The organism is Streptomyces sp. 12E, from assembly GCF_055633275.1.
Map to the genome: position 1 here is coordinate 899669 of NZ_JBVNCJ010000001.1, position 21128 is coordinate 920796.

Below are 21128 nucleotides of genomic sequence, written 5' to 3' on the forward strand. Positions count from 1 at the left end.
CTACGGAAACGGACCTGTCACCCCGTAACGGAATGTTTGGTTCCGGCATCCCCGTCACCACGACCGCGACCGGCCGACCCCGCGGGTGCCGCCGGACCGGCCGCACCGGCCCGCGCGACCGCGCCGAACCTCTGGACTTGCTCAAAAGGCGCTTCGGGTCACCGGCGGGCGGGGCAGCCTGCGGACAGTCGGTGCGCAGGCCCGGCGGAAGGGGGACGTCATGGGGATCGTGTTCGTGTGGGTGGGCGGGTGCGCACTGGTGCTCGTCACGGGGGTCACCTGGATGGTGCGCCGGGCGTGGCGCCGCGCCTGGGACGATCTGGGCATGCGGGCGACCGCGTACGGCCCGGGCGCCGGGCCCGGCCGTGGAACGTGGCCGGCCGGGACCGGTGCCACGCACGGCGGAGCGTCGGCGCACGACGCAGGCAGCACGCTCCACCAGCCGTCCTGGTGGGAGTCGGGCGCGAGCGGAGGCTCGCCGAGCGACTGCGCCGGCGGCGGTTCCAGCGGCAGTTCCGCGTCCTGCGGGAGCGGCTCCTCCTCCTGCGGGAGTTCGTCGTCGTGCGGGAGCGGCTCCTCGTCGTGCGGGAGCAGTTCGTCGTCCTGCGGCAGTTCCTGCTGACTCGGGAGACACGTCGCTCGCCGTACCGCGGGACCGGCGGACGCCCCATGGGCGAGGGGCGGCACGCGCGGTCCGTACCGTGCCGCTGGTCGGTCCCGGTCAGTCCTCCTGGAGCACGGAGAGGACGTTCCCGGCCGGGTCGGTGAACCACGCGATCGCCGCGGGGCCTTCGCCGGCGCCCCGGACGACGCCCTTCTCGTCGTGCTCGAACTCCGCGTAACGCTCCAGCGGGACGCCGCGCCGCTCCAGTTCGGCGACGGCGGCGTCGATGTCGTCGACGGGGAAGTTGAGGATCGTGAACGTCGCGGGGGTGTGCGTCTCCTTCGGGTAGACGAAGACCCGCGCGCCGCCGCCGAGGGTGAGGGACAGCACCCGCATGTCCCCCTGCCCGGTCTCCTCCACCGGAAGGCCCAGGGTCCCGCCGTGGAACCGGCGGGCCTCGCCGAGGTCGTCGACCGAGAAACCGCTGAACGCCTGTGTTTGAGCGAACATGCTCCGTGTCTCCTCCGCGGGTGGACCGTCCTGCACGTCCCAGGTCACACCGTGCGCGCCACGCGGGCGGCGGCCGGACGGTCGTACGTCCTTCACCCCTCGGGAGACCGGTCCGTCCGGGAGCGGATCACCCCGCCACCGGTCCCGGGCGGACCGGGTGTCAGCCTCCCGAGCAGACGGCGCCGTTGAGGCGGAAGGCCGTCGGCTGCGGGTTGGGCCCGTCGTTGGCGCCGACGAAGCCGAACGAGGCCGCCGACCCGCCGTCGGGGGCCAGCGGCCCGGCGCCCTCGGGGGCGGTCACCCGTACGTGCCGGCCGGTCTGGTGGAACGTGGCGTTCCAGCCGGAGGACACCGACTGGCGGTCGGTCGGCCAGTCCCAGTCCACGGTCCAGCCGGTGATCGGGGTGTCCGACAGGTTCCGGACGGTGACCGTGGCCACGAAGCCGTTGCCCCAGCTCGTGTCGCGGTGGTAGGTCACCGCGCAGGGGGCGTCCGGCGGAGTGCCGGTGGTGAAGGTCAGCGGGGTGGACGGCGCGGAGAGCCGGCCCGAGGCGTCGGCCGCCAGCACGTTGACCGTGTGGGTGCTGCCCGGGGGCAGGTTCCGCAGGGTCACCGACGTGCCGGTGGTCTCGCCCACCACGTGGGTGTGCGCGCCGTCGCGCTCCTGGACCAGGTAGCGGGTGGCGCCCGCGGCGCCCTCCCAGGACAGGCTCGCGGTGGTGCCGGTCACCGCCTCCAGCCGCGGCGCTCCCGGGGGCTCGGCGCCGGAGGCGCCCGGCCCGGTGCCGGCCTGCGGGGAGAGCGTGACGGCGAGCATCCCGTACGGCGGCACGGTGACCCGGGAGGCGGACGCCGTGCCGCCGGTGACGTCGGTGACGTCGGTGTCGCCGCGCGCGTAACGGCTGACCTCGGGTGCGGCGGCGGAGGGGGTGAAGCCCGTGTACGCGAGGTCCACGGTGCGGGCGGCGTCCGGGTCCTTGTTGATCAGCAGGACGCTCAGCCGTCCGTCCCGGCGGTGTACGGCGTGCGCGGAGACGTCCTGCGCGGAGGACGAGGCGGCGACCAGGGTGTCGCCCGCGGTGCCCAGTTCGCCGGTCATCTTCATGCCGTAGTAGGGGTGGAACGGCGTGTTGGGCGCCGGCTCGCAGACGTCGCCGGCGCAGGCGCCGCTGGAGAGCATCCCCATGTCGCCGTAGTCCGTCTCGCCGTCGACGGTGGTGATCCGGCCGACGCCGTTGTGGGTGTTCCACCAGTCGACGGTGAAGACGCCGTTCTCCAGGGCCGTCAGGAACGCGTCGGCGGCGAACAGGCCGTTGGGGCGGGCGGTGAGCATGGCGCCGCCGGTGTTGGTGTTGATCTCGGTGAGGGCGATGCCGATGCGCGGGGAGTCGGCGCCCGCGTACCGGTCGAGCTGGTTGCGCACCTCCCGCAGCTCGCCGGGCAGCCTGGTCAGCCTCGTCATGGCGTCCTCGGCGGTGGTGTCGGCGCCGCCCGCGTACCAGTGGACGCTCACGAAGTCGATGACGTCGGTGACCTCGGAGAGCACGGTGTGGTTCCAGTCGCCCGGATCGCCCTCGCCGACGACGCCGTCCGGCCAGTGGCCCGGGGTGGTGAGCACCGCGCCGATCTTGACGGTGGGGTCGACGGCCTTCATGGCCTCGGCGTAGGCGCGGACCTGACGGGCGTACTCCCGGGGGCTCTTGTCCTCGTGCTCGTCGTGCTCCCAGCCGTTGCCGTAGTGACCGTTGCCGTAGATCTCGTTGCCGATCTCCCAGTACCGCGCGTCGTAGTCCTTGGTGACGTTGGCGTACCGGACCCAGCCGGCCGCCTCCTCGGGCGTGCCGGAGCCGTAGTTGGCGATCAGGATCGGCTGGGCGCCGGCGGCGCGGACGGTGCCCATGAAGGCGTCGAAGCCGGTGCCGGGGGCGACGTATCCGCCGGGCGCCGTGTGCGTCTCCCAGTGGTAGATGTCCGCGTACGAGCCGCCGGGGTAGCGCATCGCCCCGACGTCGGCCGCCTTCATCAGGTCGGCGACCTCGGGATCGTTCATGTGCGAGTCCCAGATGGCCGTGTTGACCCCGCGCGCGGTGTCGGAGATGCGGCCCAGCGACGCCTGCGCGTTGACCCGGACGTCGACGTCCGCGGCGGGTTCCCCGGGCACGGCGGCCGACGCGGCACCGGCGGTGTTCAGCGGGGACAGCAGGGCGAGCGCGACGGCCAGGGCGGCGGCGGCGCGTGCGAGGTGGCGGACGCCGGTACCGGCCGGCCGGCCGGATCTCTGCGGCAAGGACATGGGGGTCCTCCCTCGGGGTCCGGCGGCGCGGGCGGGTCGGCGGACGCCGGACCGTGCGGCCGGACGGGCGGAGCGCCGGCGCGGCAGCAGGACGTTCCGCGCCGGCGGCACAGGAAGCGGTGCGTGGATGCGGTGCGGTCGTGCACGGGCTGCGCATGGCGGATCCCGCCGATGGGAGCGCTCCCATGATGGGAGGGGTGTGACGTCCTGTCAACAGACGGGCCGCCCGTGGGAGCACCGGCCGCCCGTGACGGCCGTGTCCCGCCGGTGCCGAGGCCTGCGGTCAGAAGGTCTCCACGACACGGAAGGTGAGGCACACGAGGGGAGAGCCGTCCTCGACCGGCGTGCCCTCGCTCTTCCAGAACTCACGGTGCACCGTGCGCCACTCCTCGAGGGAAGCGTCGCCCTCGCCCTCGGCGGCAGCGTGTTCCCACGTGACCTCGGCGAAGGACTTCTGCTCCACCCCCGTGATCTCCAGGGTGGCGATCGCGTGACCGTCGTCGTCCAGGAGGGCCAGCCGCTCACCGACGAACTCGAGGCCCTCGGTCTCCTCGACGTACTCGGCCAGCAGGCAGGTCGTGGCGGTCTTCCGTCCGGCCAGGACCAGCGAGTTGAGCCGGCCCCGCAGCCCGCCCGGGGTGCCGAGCTCCATCGTGCGCATACCGTCGACTCGTGGCCACACAGCTCATCGCCTCACTCGATCGCCCGCACTACGGACGTTGGTCACTTCGAAACGATCATTATGCGCCCCGGCACACCACCCCCGCGAACCGCATGAGGAACAAACACCACACCGCCTTCGCCGACTGCGTCGAGCACGCCGGTGCACAGAGCGAACGCGCCGCGTGCGCCGAGGACGTCGACGACCGACCAGGTGACGCCGGCCCCGGACGTCCCCGGTGCGTCGTCGCCGCACCCCTCATCTCATCGGCACCGCATCGAGTGGCAGGGGCCGATGACCGTCACTCACCGCAGCGCGAGCTGCGGCGCCGCCGTCCGTCCTGGCCGAGCAGGAGGGCGAGCGGACCGAGGACCGCCGCCGGACGGCGGCCCCGGAGGTCTTGCCCGACGCTCGGATCCGGTGCGAGACTCCGGAACGTCCTTCACGTGTAAAGGAGTTGGGCTTGCCGCCTACGGGAGGGCCGTTACGGCCCCTGACCATCCTCTTCGCACCGGAGAGCGCGTACGGGCCGACGAACAACTGCGTGGGGATCGGGGACGTCCTGCGCCGCCGGGGGCACCGCGTGGTGTTCGCCGCGGAGGCGTCCTGGAAGGGCCGTCTCGCACCGCTCGGTTTCGAGGAGGAGCTGGTCGACCTGGCCCCGCCGTCCGAGAAGCCCCAGGACGCGGGCCAGTTCTGGAAGGACTTCGTACGCGACACCGCGCCCGAGTTCCGGAAGCCGACCATCGAGCAGCTGGGCACCTGGATCAAGCCGGTGTGGGAGGAGTTGGTCTCCGGCGCCCGGTACTGCGAGCCGCGGCTGAAGGAGATCATCGACCGGGTCCGGCCGGATGTGATCGTCGAGGACAACGTCGTGTGCTTCCCGGCGCTGACCACGGCGGGCGTTCCCTTCGTACGGATCGTTTCGTGCAACCCGCTGGAGATGAAGGGCGAGCGTGTTCCGCCGCCGTTCTCCGGACACCCGGCCGGGGACCGGAGCGAGTGGGACGCGTTCCGCGCCGAGTACGACCGCACGCACCGGAGCCTGTGGAGCGACTTCAGCGCCTGGGTGACCGAGCAGGGCGCACGCCCGCTGCCCGACCTGGAGTTCATCCACGAGGGCGATCTGAACCTGTACGTCTATCCCGAGTCGGCCGACTACACGGACGCCCGTCCGCTGGGCCCCGCCTGGCACCGGCTGGACTCCTCGGTCCGTGAGACGCGGGAGAGTTTCACGCTGCCGCCCGCCCTGGCCGACGTCGGCGGCGCGCTGATCTATTTCAGCCTCGGCTCGCTCGGCTCGGCCGACGTGGACCTCATGCGCAGGGTCATCGCCTCGCTCGCCCGCACCCCGCACCGCTACATCGTCTCCAAGGGCCCGCTGCACGAGGAGATCGAGTTGCCTCCGAACATGTGGGGCGAGGAGTTCCTGCCGCAGACCCGGATCCTCCCGCTCGTCGACCTCGTCATCACGCACGGCGGCAACAACACGACCACCGAGTCCCTCCACTTCGGCAAGCCCATGATCCTGCTGCCGCTGTTCTGGGACCAGCACGACAACGCCCAGCGCATGGACGAACTGGGTTACGGCGTCCGGCTCGACCCGTACCGCTTCACCGACGCCCGGCTCCACGGCGCGATCGACCGTCTGCTCGGCGACCCGGCTCTGCGGCGCACCCTCACCGAGGCCGGTGAGACGATCCGGGCGCGCGACGGACTGCACAAGGCCGCGGACCTGATCGAGCGGGCCGCCACGGGCTGATCCCACCGGCCCTCGGACGCACCGAGTCCCCTGCCCCCGCCCGCTCACGTCCCGCGGCGCACTGCCGGCGTACCCGCGCGGCGCGGGGCTCTCGAAGCCTCCCCGGCCGCAGCCGGAGGGCGTCGGCCGTCGGCCAGAACCATCGCAGGGTCGCCTCTCCGCGACCCTGCGACCGGGATTCCGGGTGTCACTCCATCGAGCCATGGCGTCGCCTGCTCCGGCAACGTGTCGCCTGCGCCTCCGCGGCGCCGGGCAGTGCCGCGGGTACCGGCACGGCAAGCTCCGTCCGGACACGGTGAGGTGCGGACGTCACCGACATCGTGCGGCAGGGGTGGTACGGCTGCTGAGGAGAGGATCATCGCCACGTCGACAGTCGACGACGTCGAGGGACCAGCAGCAAGGCGCCCCCGGGGGGCCGAGTGCACAACTGCGCCCTGGTGCTACCGTCCGATCATGCTTGGGGCGGAGGATTGATGGAGAGCATCACAAAGAACCGGCAGCCCGTTGAGGTACTTCGCACCATGGTCGCCCGCGCCTACGGCCCGGAAGAGGTGTGCGACGCGGGCGAGGACTGGGTCAGCGAACTGAGCGACGGCTGGTTCAACGTGGCCTACCGGATCCGGTTGCGATCCGGCACGCAGGTTGTCCTCAAGATCGCGCCGCCACCGGATGTCGAGGTCATGACCTACGAGCGCGGCGCCATGGCCACCGAGCTGAAGGCCCTGCGGCTGATCCGAGAGCACACGAAGGTTCCCGTGCCGGAGGTCGAGTTCGCCGATCGGACCCATGAGGTGTGCGACGCCGACTACTTCTTCATGACGTACGTCGATGCGGACAACCTCCACGTCATCAGGGACACCCTGACCCAGACGCAGATCGACGCGTACGACGAGGCGCTCGGCGCGATCACCCGCGAGCTCAACACCATCCCCGGCACCGCCTTCGGCCCGCTGGCCGGACCGGGCGAAGGCACGTGGCGTGCGGCCTTCCTGCGGATGGTCGAGGAGCTGCTGGACGACGGCAAGCGACGCAATGTCGTCCTCCCGCACGGCTACGACGTGATCCGCGAAGTCGTGGCCGCCCACGCCGATTCGCTGGACGAGGTAACAGAACCCCGGTTCGTCGAGTGGGACCTGTGGCCGGGCAACTGCATGGTGCGTGACGGCCAGGTCGTGGCGATCCTCGATCACGAGCGGGCGTTCTACGGTGATCCGCTGATGGAGTTCGGCTTCACCGCGAGTGAGTCGGCCGCGTTCGGGGACGCCACGGCTTTCATCCGCGGCTACGGCCACCGGCCGCTCACCACCACCGAGCGGACCCGTCGACGGCTGTACAACCTTCACCTCGCTCTGGTCCAGATCATCGAGACGGACTTCCGGGCACACACCGGCACCGAGCAGTACGACTGGGCGTGCGAGCGGCTGCAGGAGACCGTGGCCCTGCTTGGCGGGTGAGGAACGGAGACGGTCCCCTCGACGCTGCGCGGCCACGGAGTGCGAGAACCCTTCGGAGCCCGATGGGGGAGCGCGGCGGCCGGAGAAGGTGGATCCGGGGCAGCCCGGCGCACATCGCCGCGGGCCACCCGCACACCACCCGTCAGCGAAGCCGCCCTTCTCGCCCAGGCCCTTTCCCAGTAGCACTCCGGAGACGCCGCAGCGGCACCGAATGCCGCGAAGACCGTCCGCGAGCCTTCACCCCTCCCGATCGAGGGTGCCCAGCCGGTCCACCACGCGCCAGCCCTTCGCTTCGAGGGGGACCGTCGTCCCGGGCGGTCACCGGTGTGTCTCCGTGGTTGACCAGACCTGCGCGGCGACCACCAGTCCCTCGGTCACCGCGAGCACGAGGAATCCCGCTGGGGCGTAAATGGCGCGAATGTACGGAGCCCCGCTGCCCAGTCGGCCGAGAAAGGCCAGAGTCCACACCTGCAGCACCAGTCCCGCCAGCAGTCCCACCAGGATCGAGCCGGAAAGCCGGACGGTCCCACCGATCAGGGACGGCTCGCGGGCCTGTGGTGCGCTGTCCTTCCTTCCGGGTCAGCGCAGCCATGGGAGATCCTTCGGAGACGACTGGGCACGAGGCACGGCGCACCGCCTTGGGATCGGAGGTCGTCTCCCGCTGATGGCGGGCGGGCAGGCTAGCAAAATGCGGCGGAGATCCTCGCCCCCTTCCCTGGCGACCGCCGCCGCGTGTCCGGTCGGTACCGGCACGTCGGTGACCCTCCACGGACCCCGGGGTCTGCCGCGGTGGTCATCCACCACGACGCTGCCCCGGCTCGGCGCCGACCCGGGGCAGACCCGTATGGAAGGCGTCGGGCGGGAACTCCTCGATGGAGCGGACCAGCCGCAGCGCACAGGCGCGGCCGGTGCCGCCGGCGGCACCGGTGACGAGGGCGGCACGGCCACCGGGGTCGAGCGGGGTGGCGTGGAGGGCCGGGAGGGCACGGGACGCGGTCATGTCCCGCGCCCTGGGCAGCACCCCCATGCCGCCCCGTGTGGTCAGGCCCTGCAGTTCAGCCAAGCCCAGTGGGGTCGAACCATGTGGGCGCGTCGGACATGGCCTGCTTGATCCGGAAGTGCGCGAACTCGTCGAGCTCCGGCAGCGCGTCCACGGCGAACCAGCCGACGTCCAGCGACTCGTCGTCGTTGACCCGTGCCTCGCCGCCGAGGGCACGGCAGCGGAAGGTGATGTCCATGTACTGGCAGACGTCTCCGTTGCCGTACGTCACCGGGTCCAGCGCCTGGACCAGCACGACCCGCTCGACGGCGCAGCGCACCGCGGTCTCCTCCTCGACCTCCCGCACGGCGCAGGCCGCGGGCTGCTCCCCGGGATCGGGGATGCCGCCGATCACCGACCACTTGCGGGTGTCGGTCCGGCGGTTCAGCAGGACCCTGTCCTCGTCGTCGAAGACGAGTGCGGTGACCCCGGGGAGCCAGAGCAGCTGATGACCGGCGGAGGCGCGCAGGGTGCGGATGAAGTCAGGAGTAGCCATGTCCCCGACCCTAACCGGCCGGTCAGGGCCTTCCCCCTCACTTCAGGGGGCGTGCGTCGGGCGTACTACCGCACGTCACCGGCGCGTCGCCCGCGCACCCCGGCGGCGACGGCCCAGCCCAGTCCGCCCGCGGCGACCAGGAGGAGGGCGGTCTCCGGGAGGACGCCGAGGCGGGTGGCGGGGGTCTGCGAGGTGCGCAGCGGCACCTCCCGCACCAGCGAGTCGGCGACGAACATGCCGGTCCTCTGCGTGATCTGTCCGTCGGGCATGATGATCGCGCTGACCCCGCTGGTCACCGGCACGGTGACGGCGCGGCTGTGCTCCACGGCGCGGACCCGGGACATGGCGAGCTGCTGGTAGGTCATCTCGCTGCGGCCGAAGGTGGCGTTGTTGCTGGGCACCGAGATCAGCTGGGCGCCGGCGGTGACCGTGTCGCGCACCGCCCAGTCGAAGGCGGCCTCGTAGCAGGTGACCAGGCCGACGCCGGCACCGTTCATGGTGAAGACGCCCGGCTCGCCGCCCCGGCTGAAGTCCCGGCGGACCATCGACGTCCAGTCCTCGTTGATCGCCCCCACCAGTGAGCGCAGCGGGAGGTACTCGCCGAACGGCTGGATCTGCCGTTTGTCGTAGGTGTCGACGGGGCCCTTCGCCGGGTCCCAGAGGATCTGCTCGTTGAGCAGTTGGCCGTCCCTGTCGACCACACCGCCGACCGAGACGGGTGCGTCGATGGCCTTGGCCGCCCTGTCGATGACGGCGCGCGCGTCGGCGTTGGTGAAGGGGTCGATGTCGGAGGAGTTCTCCGGCCACAGCACGATGTCGGGCTGCTCGGCCTTGCCGGCCGCGACGTCGGCGGCCAGGCGCTCCGTCTCCCGCGCGTGGTGGTCGAGGACCGCGCGCCGCTGGGAGTTGAAGTCCAGGCCGAGGCGGGGCACGTTGCCCTGGATGACGGCGACGGTCACGGTGCCGGCCTCGGCCTTGTCGCCGACCAGCGACCGGGCGGCGAAGGCGGCCACCAGCGGTACGACGACGCTCAGCGCGCCGACGACCGCCGCGGCCCGCCGCAGGGTTCCGGTGCGCCGGGCGTGGAGGACCACCCGGACGCTCTCGTGGAGCCCGAAGCCGCACAGCACGACGGCGAAGCCCAGCACCGGAGTGCCGCCGAGCGCGGCCAGCGGCAGGAAGACGCCGTCCGCCTGCCCGAACGCGACCTTGCCCCAGGGGAAGCCGCTGAACGGCACGCGCGCGCGCACCGCCTCGCCGGCGATCCACAGCGCCGCCGCCCACACCGGCCATCCGGGGAGTTTCGACACCGTGGCGACGCCCGCGCCGACCAGCGCGACGAAGACCGCCTCGATCACCACGAGGGCGAGCCACGGACCGGGGCCGACCTCCACACCGGTCCACACCAGCAGCGGCAGCAGGAAGCCGAGGCCGAAGAGGTAGCCGAGGCCGAGTGCCGCCTTCCAGCTCCGGCCGCGCAGCACCCAGCCGAAGACGGCGAAGGCGGGCACGGCCAGCCACCACAGGGTGCGCGGCGGGAAGCTGACGTAGAGGAGCAGGCCCGAGAGCGCGGCTGCGGCGGCCGGGAGGAGGCGCACGAGCAGCCTGCCCCGCGCCGGGGGCGCGGTCTGCGGCGGCATCGGGTCCGACTCGCCGACGGAGGTTGCGGTGACGGTCACTCCGGGAGTCTACGGCGCGTGGCCCGGCGGCCGGCAGCACGGTCGGCGGGGCGGAGGACGCCGGGTGGACCCGCGCTCCCCCGGGTGTGCGGCAGGGGCTGTCCGCGGAGACGGTTGCGGCGCGACCGCCCGCGGGGACGGTGGAGGGCGGTCAGTGGGTCACGCCCGGCTTGTGGGGGCGGAGGCGGTCGCGGATGACCGTCACCGCCGCCTGCGCGTCGTCCACCGTCACCGTGAAGGTGTGGCCGTCCCACAGCCGCAGGACGACGCCCTCGCCGCGGCGCACGACGACCGCCGTGCCCTTCTCGGGCCGCCAGCGGTACCCCCAGCCGCCCCAGTGCCGTGGGGTGACGTGCGGGGTGAACTCCGCGCCGGCGACGTGTGCGAGCGGGATCCGGCGACGGGGCACGCCGATGTGGCCGCAGCGCACCTCCACGTGGTCCTCGTCGACCCGCAGCGCGACGTGCACGAAGGCGAGGGTGCCGAACAGGACCAGCAGCCCGGCGGCGATGCAGCCGACGACGGCCATGGCCAGCGGTGCGATGCCGGTCGTCCACGCGGAGTCGACGGCCAGCGTGATGCCGAGGGCCAGGCAGGCGGCGCCGATCAGCGCCAGGAGCCACTGGAAGCGGTTGGTCGCACGGCCGGTCCAGACCCCGGAGTACGGGGCGTGTTCGCCGTGGCGGTGGTCCCTCATGGATTCGAGGTTACTCAGGATTCGCTCGGCGGATACCGCGCAGCACGGTGTTACTGCGCCGTCCGGGTGGCGGCGGTCTGCCGCAGCAGCCGGCCCTCCGCGTAGGTGAGGGCGGCCGCGGGGAGGGCGCCCTCGCGTCCGCTCAGCAGCACCGTCAGGGCGCCGCTCGCCGGCGCCCCGGGGGCGGGCTGCTCGCCGAGGCGGCGCAGGGCCTGGGCGGCCACCGCTCCGGCGGAGCCGTGCAGGGCGAGCGGTGGCCGGCCGGGGCGCTGCACGGCGGCCCGGATGCGCTCGGCGACCAGTTCGTAATGGGTGCAGCCCAGGACGACGGTCGTCACCTCGTCCGGGGTCAGCTCGGCGGCGGCGGCGACGGCGGCGTCGATCGCCGTCTCGTCCGCGCGCTCCACGGCCTCGGCGAGCCCCCAGCACGGCACCTCCGTGACGGCGACGCCGTCGGCGAAGTCCTCGATCAGGTCCCGCTGGTAGGGGCTGCCGGTCGTGGCCGGTGTGGCCCAGATCGCCAGCGGTCCGCCGCCGGCCGCGGCCGGCTTGATCGCCGGGACGGTGCCGATGACCGGCAGGCCGGGCTCGAGACGGGCGCGCAGGGCGGTGAGGGCGTGCACCGTGGCGGTGTTGCAGCCGACGATCAGCGCGTCGGGCCGGTGCGCGGCCGCCGCCTCGGCGACGGCGAGGGCGCGCCCGGTGAGGTCCTCCGGGGTCCTGGGTCCCCAGGGCATGCCGTCGGGGTCGAGGGAGAGCACGAGATCGGCGTCGGGGCGCAGGCGCCGCACCGCGGCGGTGGCCGCCAGCAGGCCGATTCCGGAGTCCATGAGCGCGATCTTCACCCGGCCACGATAGACGATGAGCCGCTTCGGGCCCCTGCCGTGGGGCAGACTGCGGGAGGTGAGCGCCGTTGTGTGGAGTGCCGCCGGATCACTCGCCGCCTGGGGGTGGCTGCTGCTCTGCCAGGGCTTCTTCTGGCGTACCGACGTGCGGCTCCCGCCGTCCCGCGACCTGGGGACCTGGCCGTCGGTGTGCGTCGTGGTCCCCGCGCGCGACGAGGCGGCGGTGCTGCCCGCGAGCCTGCCCTCGCTGCTCGCCCAGGACTATCCGGGCCGGGCCGAGGTCTTCCTCGTCGACGACGGCAGCACGGACGGCACCGGGGAGCTCGCGCGGGAGCTCGCGGACCGGTACGGCGGGCTGCCGCTCACGGTGGTCTCCCCGGGTGAGCCGCCCGCCGGCTGGACCGGCAAGCTGTGGGCGGTGCGGCACGGCATGGGACTGGCACGCGCGCGTGACCCCGAGTATCTGCTGCTGACGGACGCCGACATCGCGCACGCCCCGGACGGTCTGCGCCGGCTGGTGGCGGCGGCCCGTACCGGAGGGTTCGACGTCGTGTCGCAGATGGCCCGGCTGCGGGTGGAGAGCCTCTGGGAACGCCTGGTCGTACCGGCGTTCGTCTACTTCTTCGCGCAGCTGTACCCGTTCCGCCGGATCGGGCGGGAGGGGACCCGTACGGCCGCCGCGGCGGGCGGCTGTGTGCTGCTGCGTGCCGAGGCGGCCGGGCGGGCGCGGATCCCGGACGCGATCCGGCAGGCCGTCATCGACGACGTGGCGCTCGCCCGCGCGGTGAAGCGGAGCGGCGGGCGGGTCTGGCTGGGGCTCGCGGACCGGGTGGACAGCGTGCGTCCGTATCCGCGGCTGCGCGATCTGTGGCGCATGGTGGCGCGGAGCGCGTACGCGCAGCTGTGGCACAGCCCGGTGCTGCTGGCCGGTACGGTCGCCGGGCTGACCCTGGTGTACCTGGTGCCGCCCGTCGCGGTGGCCGCGGGCGCGGTGAGGGGGAGCGGGGCGGCGGCGGTCCTGGGTGCGGCGGCCTGGCTGGTGATGGCGGGTACGTACGCCCCGATGCTCCGCTACCACCGGCAGCCGCTGTGGCTCGCTCCCCTGCTGCCGTTCACCGCGTTCCTGTACCTGCTGATGACGGTGGACTCGGCGGTGCGGCACCACCGGGGGCGCGGCGCGGCCTGGAAGGGCCGCACCTACGGGCGTCCGGCCGCCGTGGCCGACGAGGGCTGACTGCCCGTCGCCTCACCTCACTTGCGGCCGGGGGTCCAGTCCATGCCCCACCCGTAGGCGTGGTCGACGGTGCGCTGCGGGCTCACTCCTCGCTCGGGGACCAGGTAACGGGCCTCGCGCCGGACGACGAATTCGCCGCCGCCGGTGTTGGTGATCAGGGCGAGCGCGCACACGGTCGAGGGGACGGTGCGCTCGTCGAGGGAGAAGTCGATCGGTGCGCCGTGCTGCGGCCGGAGGGTGACCGTGGCGTGCAGGTCGGCGAAGGAGCGGGCGCCCTCGTAGATGGTGACGAAGACCAGGACGCGCCGGAGGAGGTGCTTGTGGTCGAGGTTGACGGTGAGGTTCTCGCCGCTCGCCACGGCACCGGTGCGGTCGTCGCCGTCCAGGAGGATGAAGGGCGGCTGGTGCAGCGCCCCGAAGGCGTTGCCGAGGGCCTGGACGACGCCCTTGCGTCCGTCGGTGAGTTCGAACAGGGCGCACAGGTCGAGGTCGAGGTCGGAGTGCGTGGCGACCGGGCGGCCCAGTTTGCCGGCCCAGCCCGAGAACTGTTTGCGGACCTCCCAGTTGAGGTTCACGTGCAGGGTGCCCGACGTGCCGCCCTGCTTGGTCAGGGAGACGGAGGGGGCCGCCTTGGTGAGCGTCGCCTTCGTCAGCCGGACCGGCGCGGGGGGCGCGGACGGCACGGACGGTGCGACCGGAGGGGGCGTGGTGGCCGGGGGTGCGACGGGCGGCACCGGCACCGTGGGGGCCGCCGGGGCGGCGGGAGTGTGCTGCGGCTCGTCCACCGTGATGCCGTAGTCGGTGGCGAGGCCCTCGAGTCCGCTGCTGTAGCCCTGGCCGACGGCGCGGAACTTCCAGGCGCCCTGGCGCCGGTAGAACTCGCCGAGGACGAACGCCGTCTCGGTGGTCGCGCCCGTGCTGTCGAAGCGGGCCGCCACGGTGCCCTTCGCGGCGTCCTCGACCTCGACGTACAGATCCGGGACCTGTCCGAACGTGCCGCCGTCGCAGGAGGCGGCCAGGATCACCGTCTCGATGCCGGGCTCCACGCGTGCGAGGTCGACGAGCAGGGTGTCGGTGACCCGCCCTCCCGCCTCCCGCTTGCCCTCGTGGCGCACGGCGCCGGAGAAGTGGGCGGGCTGGTTGTAGAAGACGAAGTCGTCGTCGGAGCGGACCTTCCCGCCGGCCAGCAGGAGGGCCGAGGCGTCCGTGTCGGGTACGCCGGGGCCGGAACGCCGGCCCACGTCCACTCGCAGCGCCGTCGTGGGCACCGGTGTGTTCGATCCCTTCGGCATTGACATGTCCGCCCCCATCACGGGTCGCCGCGCCAGGCCAGGTCCCGGCGTCCGTCGGTCTTCGTCCGCCCAACTTATTCCCCCCCGCGTGGAGGGCTCCCACGGGAAGGGGGCGGGCACCGGCGGCCAACCGCCGGTAACCGGCCCGGAACTCGGCCTTTACACGAAATACACCCGTCAATGTGCCCCTTTTCCACAAGTTCGCTCGCATTGGGGATCCCCGGTCACGGCGGGCACGGAAAACAACCCTCTTATCGGTCTCCCCAACCAGCACATCGTGGGCTTAACTTATGTGCCATGACCTCCCCCCGCTCCACTTATGGCGGCGGCTACTACTCCGCTGCCTTCCCGGACACCCCGATCTACGACTCGCTCGTGGCCGAGCGGGGTACCCCGCAGATCGCCCCGATCCGGGTCCCCGCCGCGTACGAGGCGCCGGCCAGCCATCTGCCCGCCCTCCCCTCGGCGTTGCCCGCCCTCCCGGCGGCTCCGTCCCAGCCCGCCTACGGCTACCCGCAGGCTCCGCAGCCCGCCCCGCTCCAGCAGGCGCCCGCGGCGTACATCCCGCAGCAGGCGACCGCGCCGCGCGGCTACCCCGGTCCTCAGCAGCAGCCGCCGCGCCCGGTTCAGCCCGCCGGTTACGAGGCGATGCGCCCCGCGGCTCCGCGGCCGGGTCCCGCTCCTTACCAGGACCCGTACAACAGCCAGCAGTACCGCGGGTACTGAGCCCGCCCGGGGCTGTCGGCGCCGTACGGCACGACGGCCCCGCGGCCATGCCCGTCCGCGTCCGATTCGCCGGAGGCCCCCGAGGCCGCTTCCGGCCGCCCCCGGGGGAGGGGGATCGGACCTCCGCTCCACGGGGCGGGAATGCGTTCGCGCCTCGGACAGCACCGACCACCACGTTGCGCACGGGACGCCGCCGGGTCTCCGACCGGCGGCTTCCGGTTGTCCGCGCCGGGAACGGAGGCACCGGCGCCGTCGTGGGGGTCCCCGCACGCCGCGGTTCCCGCCGGGAGCGCGGGAACCGGGCCCCTGGTTCGCGCGTTGGCCTTTCATCAGAGATCCGTGAAAGGACCCGCCGGGGGGAAGGGGGGCCCGGACCGTGCGAACGATCCAGCGGGCTCCGGCGCCGACGGCGCGACCCGCTGTGCCGCGGGACCGACCTGGCCGGGGCCTGGGCGGCGCTGCCGCTGCTCCTCGTCTCCGTCCCGGTGACCGGCGTCCTCGTCGGGGCGCCGCCCAGGACGCCCTGCAGCGCTCCGTCCGCGCACGGCACCGGTCCCGGCACCCGGTGACGGCCACGGTGGTGCGCGAGCTCGCTCCGTCCCCGTCGGCCGCCGGTCCGAAGACACCCGTCGGCGGTGAGCCGCGCCACCGCGTCCTCGCCCGCCGGACCGCGCCGGACGGCACCGGGCGGAGCGGGCCGGTGCCGACGCGCCTGGAGGCCTCCCGGCCGGGCGACCGCTTCCGGACGTGGACCGACGGCCACGGCGCACACCGTGCTCACCGGCGTCGGCGCCGCCCTGGTGACCGCGGCCCTCGTCGAGGGCTTCGGACGGCCGGCCGTCCGGCGCACGGCCCGCCGCCGCCACGCGCGTTGGGACCAGGCGTGGGACAGGGCGGGGCAGGACCGGGACCGGCAGCCGACCGACGTCACGGCTCTGGTCAACCCGGCGCCCGCGCGCACGCTACGGTGGTCCGGCCGAACCGATCGGCGACGACACGCGCGCGAACGAGCCACGTACGACAAGGTGGGGGCACAGCTACGCCATGGCACAGGGCACGGTCCAGGTGACGCACACCGGCACATCGAGGTGGCGACGCCGCACGGGTGAGTACGCATCGCTCGCCGCCGCCCTGGAGGCCGCGGCCGAGGGCGACGTGCTCACCGTCGCTCCCGGGACCTACCGGGAGAACCTCGTCGTGCAGCGGGCGGTGACCCTGCGCGGTCCCGAGGGCTCACCCGGCTCGGTGCGCATCGCGCCCCCGGACGGCGTTCCGCTGACCGTGCGCGCCTCGGCGGTGGTCCAGGACCTGCACGTGGAGGGGCAGGATGCCACCGCCCCGGCCGTGCTGGTCGAGGGGGGCACTCCGGAGCTGCGCGGCATACGCGTGGTCACCCGGTCCGCGGCCGGCATCGAGGTGCGCGGCGGCGCCCGGCCCACGGTGCGCCGCTGCACGGTCGACAATCCCGCGGGCGCCGGCATCGCCGTGGTCGACGGCGGGGGCGGGGTGTTCGAGGATTGCGAGGTGGTCGCCGCGGGACAGGCGGGGGTCGCGGTGCGCGGCGGCGCCCACCCCCGGCTGGAGCGCTGCCGGGTGCACCACGCCTCGGGCTCGGGACTGACCGCGACCGGGGAGAACTCCGCGCTGGAGGCGGTGGGTTGCGAGGTCTACGAGGTGCGGGGCAGCGGTGTCCAGGTCACCGGCCGCGCCACCGCGCACCTCACCGACTGCGAGGTGCACCGGACGACCGGGGACGGGGTCACGCTCGACACGGACGCGGTGCTGACGCTGGCCGACTGCCGCATCCACGACGTCCCGGAGAACGCGGTCGATCTGCGGTCCCGCTCGGTGCTCACCCTGACCCGTACCAGCGTGCGGCGGTTCGGCCGCAACGGTCTGTCGGTGTGGGACCCGGGCACGCGCGTGGACGCCAACCAGTGCGAGATCTTCGACAGCACCGGCGACTACCCGGCGGTGTGGGTGAGCGACGGCGCCACCGCCGTACTGGACTCCTGCCGGGTGCACGACGTGCCGGACGCCCTGTTCGTGCTCGACCGCGGCTCCCGCGCGGACGTCGTCGACAGCGATCTGACGCAGGTGCGCAACACGGCCGTGTCGGTGAGCGACGGCGCCACCGCGCAGCTCGACGACTGCCGGATCCGGGAGGCGGCGACGGGCGCCTGGTTCCGTGACCACGGCAGCGGCGGCACCCTCGGCAACTGCTCCCTGGACGCCGTGCAGACCGGCGTGATCGTCACCAAGGGCGCCGACCCCACCGTCGAGCGCTGCACCGTCGGCTCCCCCGCCGAGGCCGGCGTCTACGTCTCCGCCGGCGGCCGCGGCACCTTCGTGGACTGCCGGGTCACGGACAGCGGCGGCTACGGCTTCCACGTGATCGACGGCAGCCGTACGACGCTGCGGAAGTGCCGCACGGAGCGCTGCGCGCGGGGTGGGTACGAGTTCGCCGAGGGCGACGCGGCGTCCGGCTCGGGCGGTCCCGTCGTGGAGGACTGCACCAGTGACCAGAGCGGGAGTCCGAGGCCGCAGGCGTCGCCGGAGCCGGCCGTGCAGCCGGTGGACCGCACCACCGGTCTGCTGAGCACGGTACCCGCCGCCCGGACGGCCGATCCGGCACCGCCCTCGCCCGCCCCCGAGCCGGAGCGGGAGACCCGTACGTCCAAGGCCGTGCTCGGGGAACTCGACGCGCTGGTGGGCCTGGAGAGCGTCAAGCGCGAGGTGCGCGCCCTCACCGACATGATCGAGGTGGGCCGGCGCCGGCAGCGGGCGGGCCTGAAGGCGGCGTCGGTCAAGCGGCACCTGGTGTTCACGGGCTCCCCCGGCACGGGCAAGACCACCGTCGCCCGCCTGTACGGCGAGATCCTCGCCTCGCTCGGGGTGCTGGAGCAGGGGCACCTGGTCGAGGTGTCCCGGGTGGACCTGGTCGGCGAGCACATCGGTTCCACGGCGATCCGCACCCAGGAGGCGTTCGAGAAGGCGCGCGGCGGTGTGCTGTTCATCGACGAGGCGTACGCGCTCTCCCCGGAGGACGCCGGGCGCGACTTCGGCAAGGAGGCCATCGACACGCTGGTGAAGCTGATGGAGGACCAGCGGGACGCGGTGGTGGTGATCGTGGCCGGCTACACGGCCGAGATGGAGCGGTTCCTGTCGGTCAACCCGGGTGTGGCGTCCCGTTTCTCGCGGACGATCACCTTCGGCGACTACGGCCCCGAGGAGCTGCTGCGGATCGTGCGGCAGCAGGCCGAGGAGCACGAGTACCGGCTGGCGCCGGGCGCCGACGAGGCGGTGCTGGCGTACTTCACCGACATTCCCAAAGGGCCCGCGTTCGGCAACGGGCGCACCGCGCGGCAGACCTTCGAGGCGATGGTGGAGCGGCACGCGAGCCGGGTGGCCCAGCTCGACGAGCCGACCACCGACGACCTGACCCTCCTCTACCCCGAGGACCTGCCGGCGCTGCCCTGAGCGCCGTCGGGTTCCCCCGTGGGCCGGGGCGCCGGCACCCCGGGCCGCAGGCGGGCGAGCAGGCGCCGGCGTTCCTCGGCGAACGCCGGGTCGGCCTGGTAGTCGGAGTGGCCGAGGATCGGCGCGGGCAGGGGGTGGGTCTCGGTGCGGCCGTAGGCGAGGGGGTCCTGGAGCGCGGGGCGGTCCACTGCGGGGCCGCGGTCGCCGGGCAGCCTCATCGGGCCGCCGATGGGGTCGGTGCGCCGGTGGAGGTTGCGCCAGCAGTCGACCTCCCGGTGCAGGGAGCTGAGCGCGTCCGGACCGAAGTGGGCCGGGAACCAGCGGCCGTAGAGCCGCTCCAGCGGGGAGCCGTAGGTCAGCAGCGCGACGCGTCTGCGGGTGGACGGCGCCAGCTGCCAGGCCGCCGCGGCGGCGAGGACGCTGCCCTGGGAGTGACCGGAGATCACCAGCCGGCCGCCGGTGGCCCGGGTCCAGGCGGCGATGCGCCAGGTCAGGTCGGGCACCGCGCGCTCGGCGTAGCAGGGCGGCGCGAAGGGATGCGCGGCGCGCGGCCAGAAGGTGCCGACGTCCCACAGGATGCCGATGGTGCGCCGCGCGGAGGCGTCCTTGTAGGCGCGCCGGCCCCAGGTGACGAAGAGGATGAAGCCGAGACCGATCAGCCAGGAGCCCAGCGCCTGCGCGGTCTCGGCGGCGCCGTGGACGACGGCGTACGAGCCGCGGGCCGCCTCGCCGGGTGTCCTGTCGGTGGTCAGGGCGCCGGCGAGGGCGCCGGCGCCCAGCAGCAGGGTCGCGGCGGAGGTGACGGCGAGGACGCGCGGTCCGCGGTCGGTGAGCGCGGCCAAGGCGCGCGCGGAGGCGATGCGGCGGGTGCGACCGGGGTCGCCCGTCTCGCCGGGGTACTCGCGTTCCACGGCGACGCGTTCCCCTCGGGCGATGTGCCAGGCACGCCGGGCGAGCCAGCCGCACAGCACCAGGAGCAGCAGGAGCAGCGGCGGGATCACGGACGCCTGCCAGGTGAGCAGCACCGGCGGGCCGGGGATCGAGGTGCCGGTACCGTCCAGCCAGTCGGAGACCCGCTGGGAGACGCCGCCGGACATGACGCCGCCCAGCGCGCAGGCGAGCATGGCGACCGCCGGTCCGGCCAGGCCCCGCATCGCGGCGCGCCGGTCGGGGTCGGTGCGGTGCAGGCCGTGGGCGGCCCCGGCGAGCACGATCACCAGCAGGCCCTGGGCGAGGGCGAGGGCGCCGAAGGCGGCGTCGCCCGGCAGCCGGCCCGCCGACTCCCACCCGGGGCGCTCCCACCCGGCGTACACCACGGTGAGGGCGAGCAGGGCGAGCGCGGCAAGCGGCAGGCACCGCACCAGGTGCCGGTCGAGTCCGTCGTCCAGCCGGCGTTCGGTGCGGCCCCGGCGGCACACCACCCACACCACGACGCCCGCCCCGACAGCCAGCACCGCCCCCAGGAGCACACCGAGGACGCCCAGGACGGCCGGGCCGCCCGGCTCGCGGTCGTGGCGGGCGGCGGCGGAGCCGACCGCGGCGGCGATCGTCAGCAGTCCGGCGGCGGTGTGCGCGGCGCGCAGCCGGGCGACCAGGCGCCGGCCGTACCAGAAGCCGGGCCGGCCCAGTGCGGTGCGCCCGCCGTCCTCCTCGGACTCGGGATCGTGGGTCATCGGCTGCTGGGACTCGTACGCGCTCCAGGTGCGCAGGGACAGGAACCACAGCAGGCCGGTGAGTGCGGCCGGCACCAGGGCGGCGAGCGCCAGCCTGCGGCCCGGCGCGCTCCACCAGCCGCCGTCGGGCGTCCCGGGCGAGAGGAAGCCGAGCCAGGAATGCCGTCCGGCGCACGCGCGCGTGCCCGCGCACTGCCAGGCGGTCAGGTCGAGGGCGACCTCGCAGGCGGCCGCGACGAGCAGCACCGTCAGGCTCAGTCCGGCCAGCCGCACCAGCAGCCCGTAGAGCCGGACCGTGCGCCGGCGGCCGTGGGCGGGGGGACGCATCCAGTGGGCGAGGTTGACCACCATGAAGGGGAGCAGCAGCAGCCACAGGGCGCGGGTGCCGTTCCCGGAGGTGAGGTTGCACCAGACGTAGGCCTCGGGGACGGGCCCCTCGCGTCGTTCGGCGGGTCGCCGCTCCGCGTCGACGTCGTCGGCACGGCGGAACACGGCGGCGGTGTCGTCACCGGTGATCCGGACCGTGCGCGGGTCGTCGAGCATCTCCTCCGGGGTGGTGCCGCCCACCCCGTGGACCAGGAGCTCCAAGGAGGCCCCGGGCTCCCCGGACCGCGCCGCGGGACCCCCGGCCCCCTCGGCCGGTCCGTGTGGCTGCGTGTTCTCCACGATTCGCATCTCCCCCG

Annotated in this window: 15 protein-coding genes and 2 pseudogenes; 6 read left to right on the top strand and 11 right to left on the bottom strand. The window is 73.8% G+C overall.

Going from position 1 to position 21128, the window contains the following annotated elements; all coding sequences use genetic code 11:
* Positions 1–141: 141 nt before the first annotated feature.
* From ACZ8ZB_RS04160 to ACZ8ZB_RS04175, 4 genes are all read right to left on the bottom strand, one after another.
* Positions 142–687, bottom strand: a complete 546-nt coding sequence (locus ACZ8ZB_RS04160) for a hypothetical protein (RefSeq protein WP_470736362.1) — start codon at positions 685–687, stop codon at positions 142–144.
* A 34-nt stretch (positions 688–721) separates the two neighbouring features.
* Positions 722–1114 carry a VOC family protein gene (locus tag ACZ8ZB_RS04165; RefSeq protein ID WP_470736363.1) on the bottom strand — a complete coding sequence of 131 codons (393 nt, stop codon included), beginning with the start codon at positions 1112–1114 and terminating at the stop codon, positions 722–724.
* 160 nt (positions 1115–1274) lie between these two features.
* On the bottom strand, positions 1275–3407 hold the full coding sequence (locus ACZ8ZB_RS04170) for a cellulose binding domain-containing protein (protein ID WP_470736364.1): 2133 nt from the start codon (positions 3405–3407) through the stop codon (positions 1275–1277).
* Between the two features lie 283 nt (positions 3408–3690).
* Positions 3691–4068: an ASCH domain-containing protein gene (locus ACZ8ZB_RS04175; RefSeq protein ID WP_470736365.1), complete on the bottom strand. Its 378-nt coding sequence runs from the start codon at positions 4066–4068 to the stop codon at positions 3691–3693.
* 463 nt (positions 4069–4531) lie between these two features.
* Between ACZ8ZB_RS04175 and ACZ8ZB_RS04180 the strand changes: the two genes are divergently transcribed.
* Positions 4532–5830 carry a glycosyltransferase gene (locus tag ACZ8ZB_RS04180; protein ID WP_470736366.1) on the top strand — a complete coding sequence of 433 codons (1299 nt, stop codon included), beginning with the start codon at positions 4532–4534 and terminating at the stop codon, positions 5828–5830.
* A gap of 473 nt (positions 5831–6303) precedes the next feature.
* Entirely contained in the window at positions 6304–7284 is a 981-nt protein-coding gene (locus tag ACZ8ZB_RS04185; protein ID WP_470736367.1) for a phosphotransferase family protein, read from the top strand.
* An 883-nt stretch (positions 7285–8167) separates the two neighbouring features.
* On the opposite strand, the pseudogene ACZ8ZB_RS04190 reads toward ACZ8ZB_RS04185, so the two are convergent.
* The 5 genes and pseudogenes from ACZ8ZB_RS04190 to ACZ8ZB_RS04210 all read right to left on the bottom strand — a co-directional run.
* Positions 8168–8284: pseudogene (locus ACZ8ZB_RS04190) on the bottom strand (3-hydroxybutyrate dehydrogenase); the annotation flags it as partial.
* A gap of 55 nt (positions 8285–8339) precedes the next feature.
* A complete protein-coding gene (locus ACZ8ZB_RS04195; RefSeq protein ID WP_470736368.1) occupies positions 8340–8819 on the bottom strand; it encodes an NUDIX hydrolase in 480 nt (159 codons plus the stop codon).
* Positions 8820–8884: 65 nt separating this feature from the next.
* Positions 8885–10498: an apolipoprotein N-acyltransferase gene (gene lnt, locus ACZ8ZB_RS04200; RefSeq protein ID WP_470736369.1), complete on the bottom strand. Its 1614-nt coding sequence runs from the start codon at positions 10496–10498 to the stop codon at positions 8885–8887.
* A 151-nt stretch (positions 10499–10649) separates the two neighbouring features.
* Positions 10650–11195, bottom strand: a complete 546-nt coding sequence (locus tag ACZ8ZB_RS04205; protein WP_470736370.1) for a hypothetical protein — start codon at positions 11193–11195, stop codon at positions 10650–10652.
* A gap of 50 nt (positions 11196–11245) precedes the next feature.
* A complete protein-coding gene (locus ACZ8ZB_RS04210; protein WP_470736371.1) occupies positions 11246–12040 on the bottom strand; it encodes a glutamate racemase in 795 nt (264 codons plus the stop codon).
* 16 nt (positions 12041–12056) lie between these two features.
* On the opposite strand from ACZ8ZB_RS04210, the gene ACZ8ZB_RS04215 reads away from it, so the two are divergent.
* Positions 12057–13274 carry a glycosyltransferase gene (locus tag ACZ8ZB_RS04215; RefSeq protein ID WP_470736372.1) on the top strand — a complete coding sequence of 406 codons (1218 nt, stop codon included), beginning with the start codon at positions 12057–12059 and terminating at the stop codon, positions 13272–13274.
* A 17-nt stretch (positions 13275–13291) separates the two neighbouring features.
* On the opposite strand, the gene ACZ8ZB_RS04220 is transcribed toward ACZ8ZB_RS04215, so the two are convergent.
* Positions 13292–14566: a TerD family protein gene (locus ACZ8ZB_RS04220; protein WP_470741415.1), complete on the bottom strand. Its 1275-nt coding sequence runs from the start codon at positions 14564–14566 to the stop codon at positions 13292–13294.
* Between the two features lie 297 nt (positions 14567–14863).
* Here ACZ8ZB_RS04220 and ACZ8ZB_RS04225 point away from each other — a divergent pair, with 297 nt between their 5' ends.
* From ACZ8ZB_RS04225 to ACZ8ZB_RS04235, 3 genes and pseudogenes are all read left to right on the top strand, one after another.
* Positions 14864–15292, top strand: a complete 429-nt coding sequence (locus tag ACZ8ZB_RS04225; protein WP_470736373.1) for a DUF6643 family protein — start codon at positions 14864–14866, stop codon at positions 15290–15292.
* Positions 15293–15627: 335 nt separating this feature from the next.
* Positions 15628–16215 (top strand): annotated as a pseudogene (locus tag ACZ8ZB_RS04230) (Rv1733c family protein); the annotation flags it as partial.
* Positions 16216–16336: 121 nt separating this feature from the next.
* Positions 16337–18772 carry a right-handed parallel beta-helix repeat-containing protein gene (locus ACZ8ZB_RS04235; protein WP_470736374.1) on the top strand — a complete coding sequence of 812 codons (2436 nt, stop codon included), beginning with the start codon at positions 16337–16339 and terminating at the stop codon, positions 18770–18772.
* Here ACZ8ZB_RS04235 and ACZ8ZB_RS04240 read toward each other — a convergent pair.
* Positions 18742–21120 (bottom strand): hypothetical protein, encoded by a 2379-nt coding sequence (locus ACZ8ZB_RS04240; RefSeq protein ID WP_470736375.1) that lies wholly within the window; start codon positions 21118–21120, stop codon positions 18742–18744. The genes ACZ8ZB_RS04235 and ACZ8ZB_RS04240 overlap by 31 nt on opposite strands.
* Positions 21121–21128: the final 8 nt, after the last annotated feature.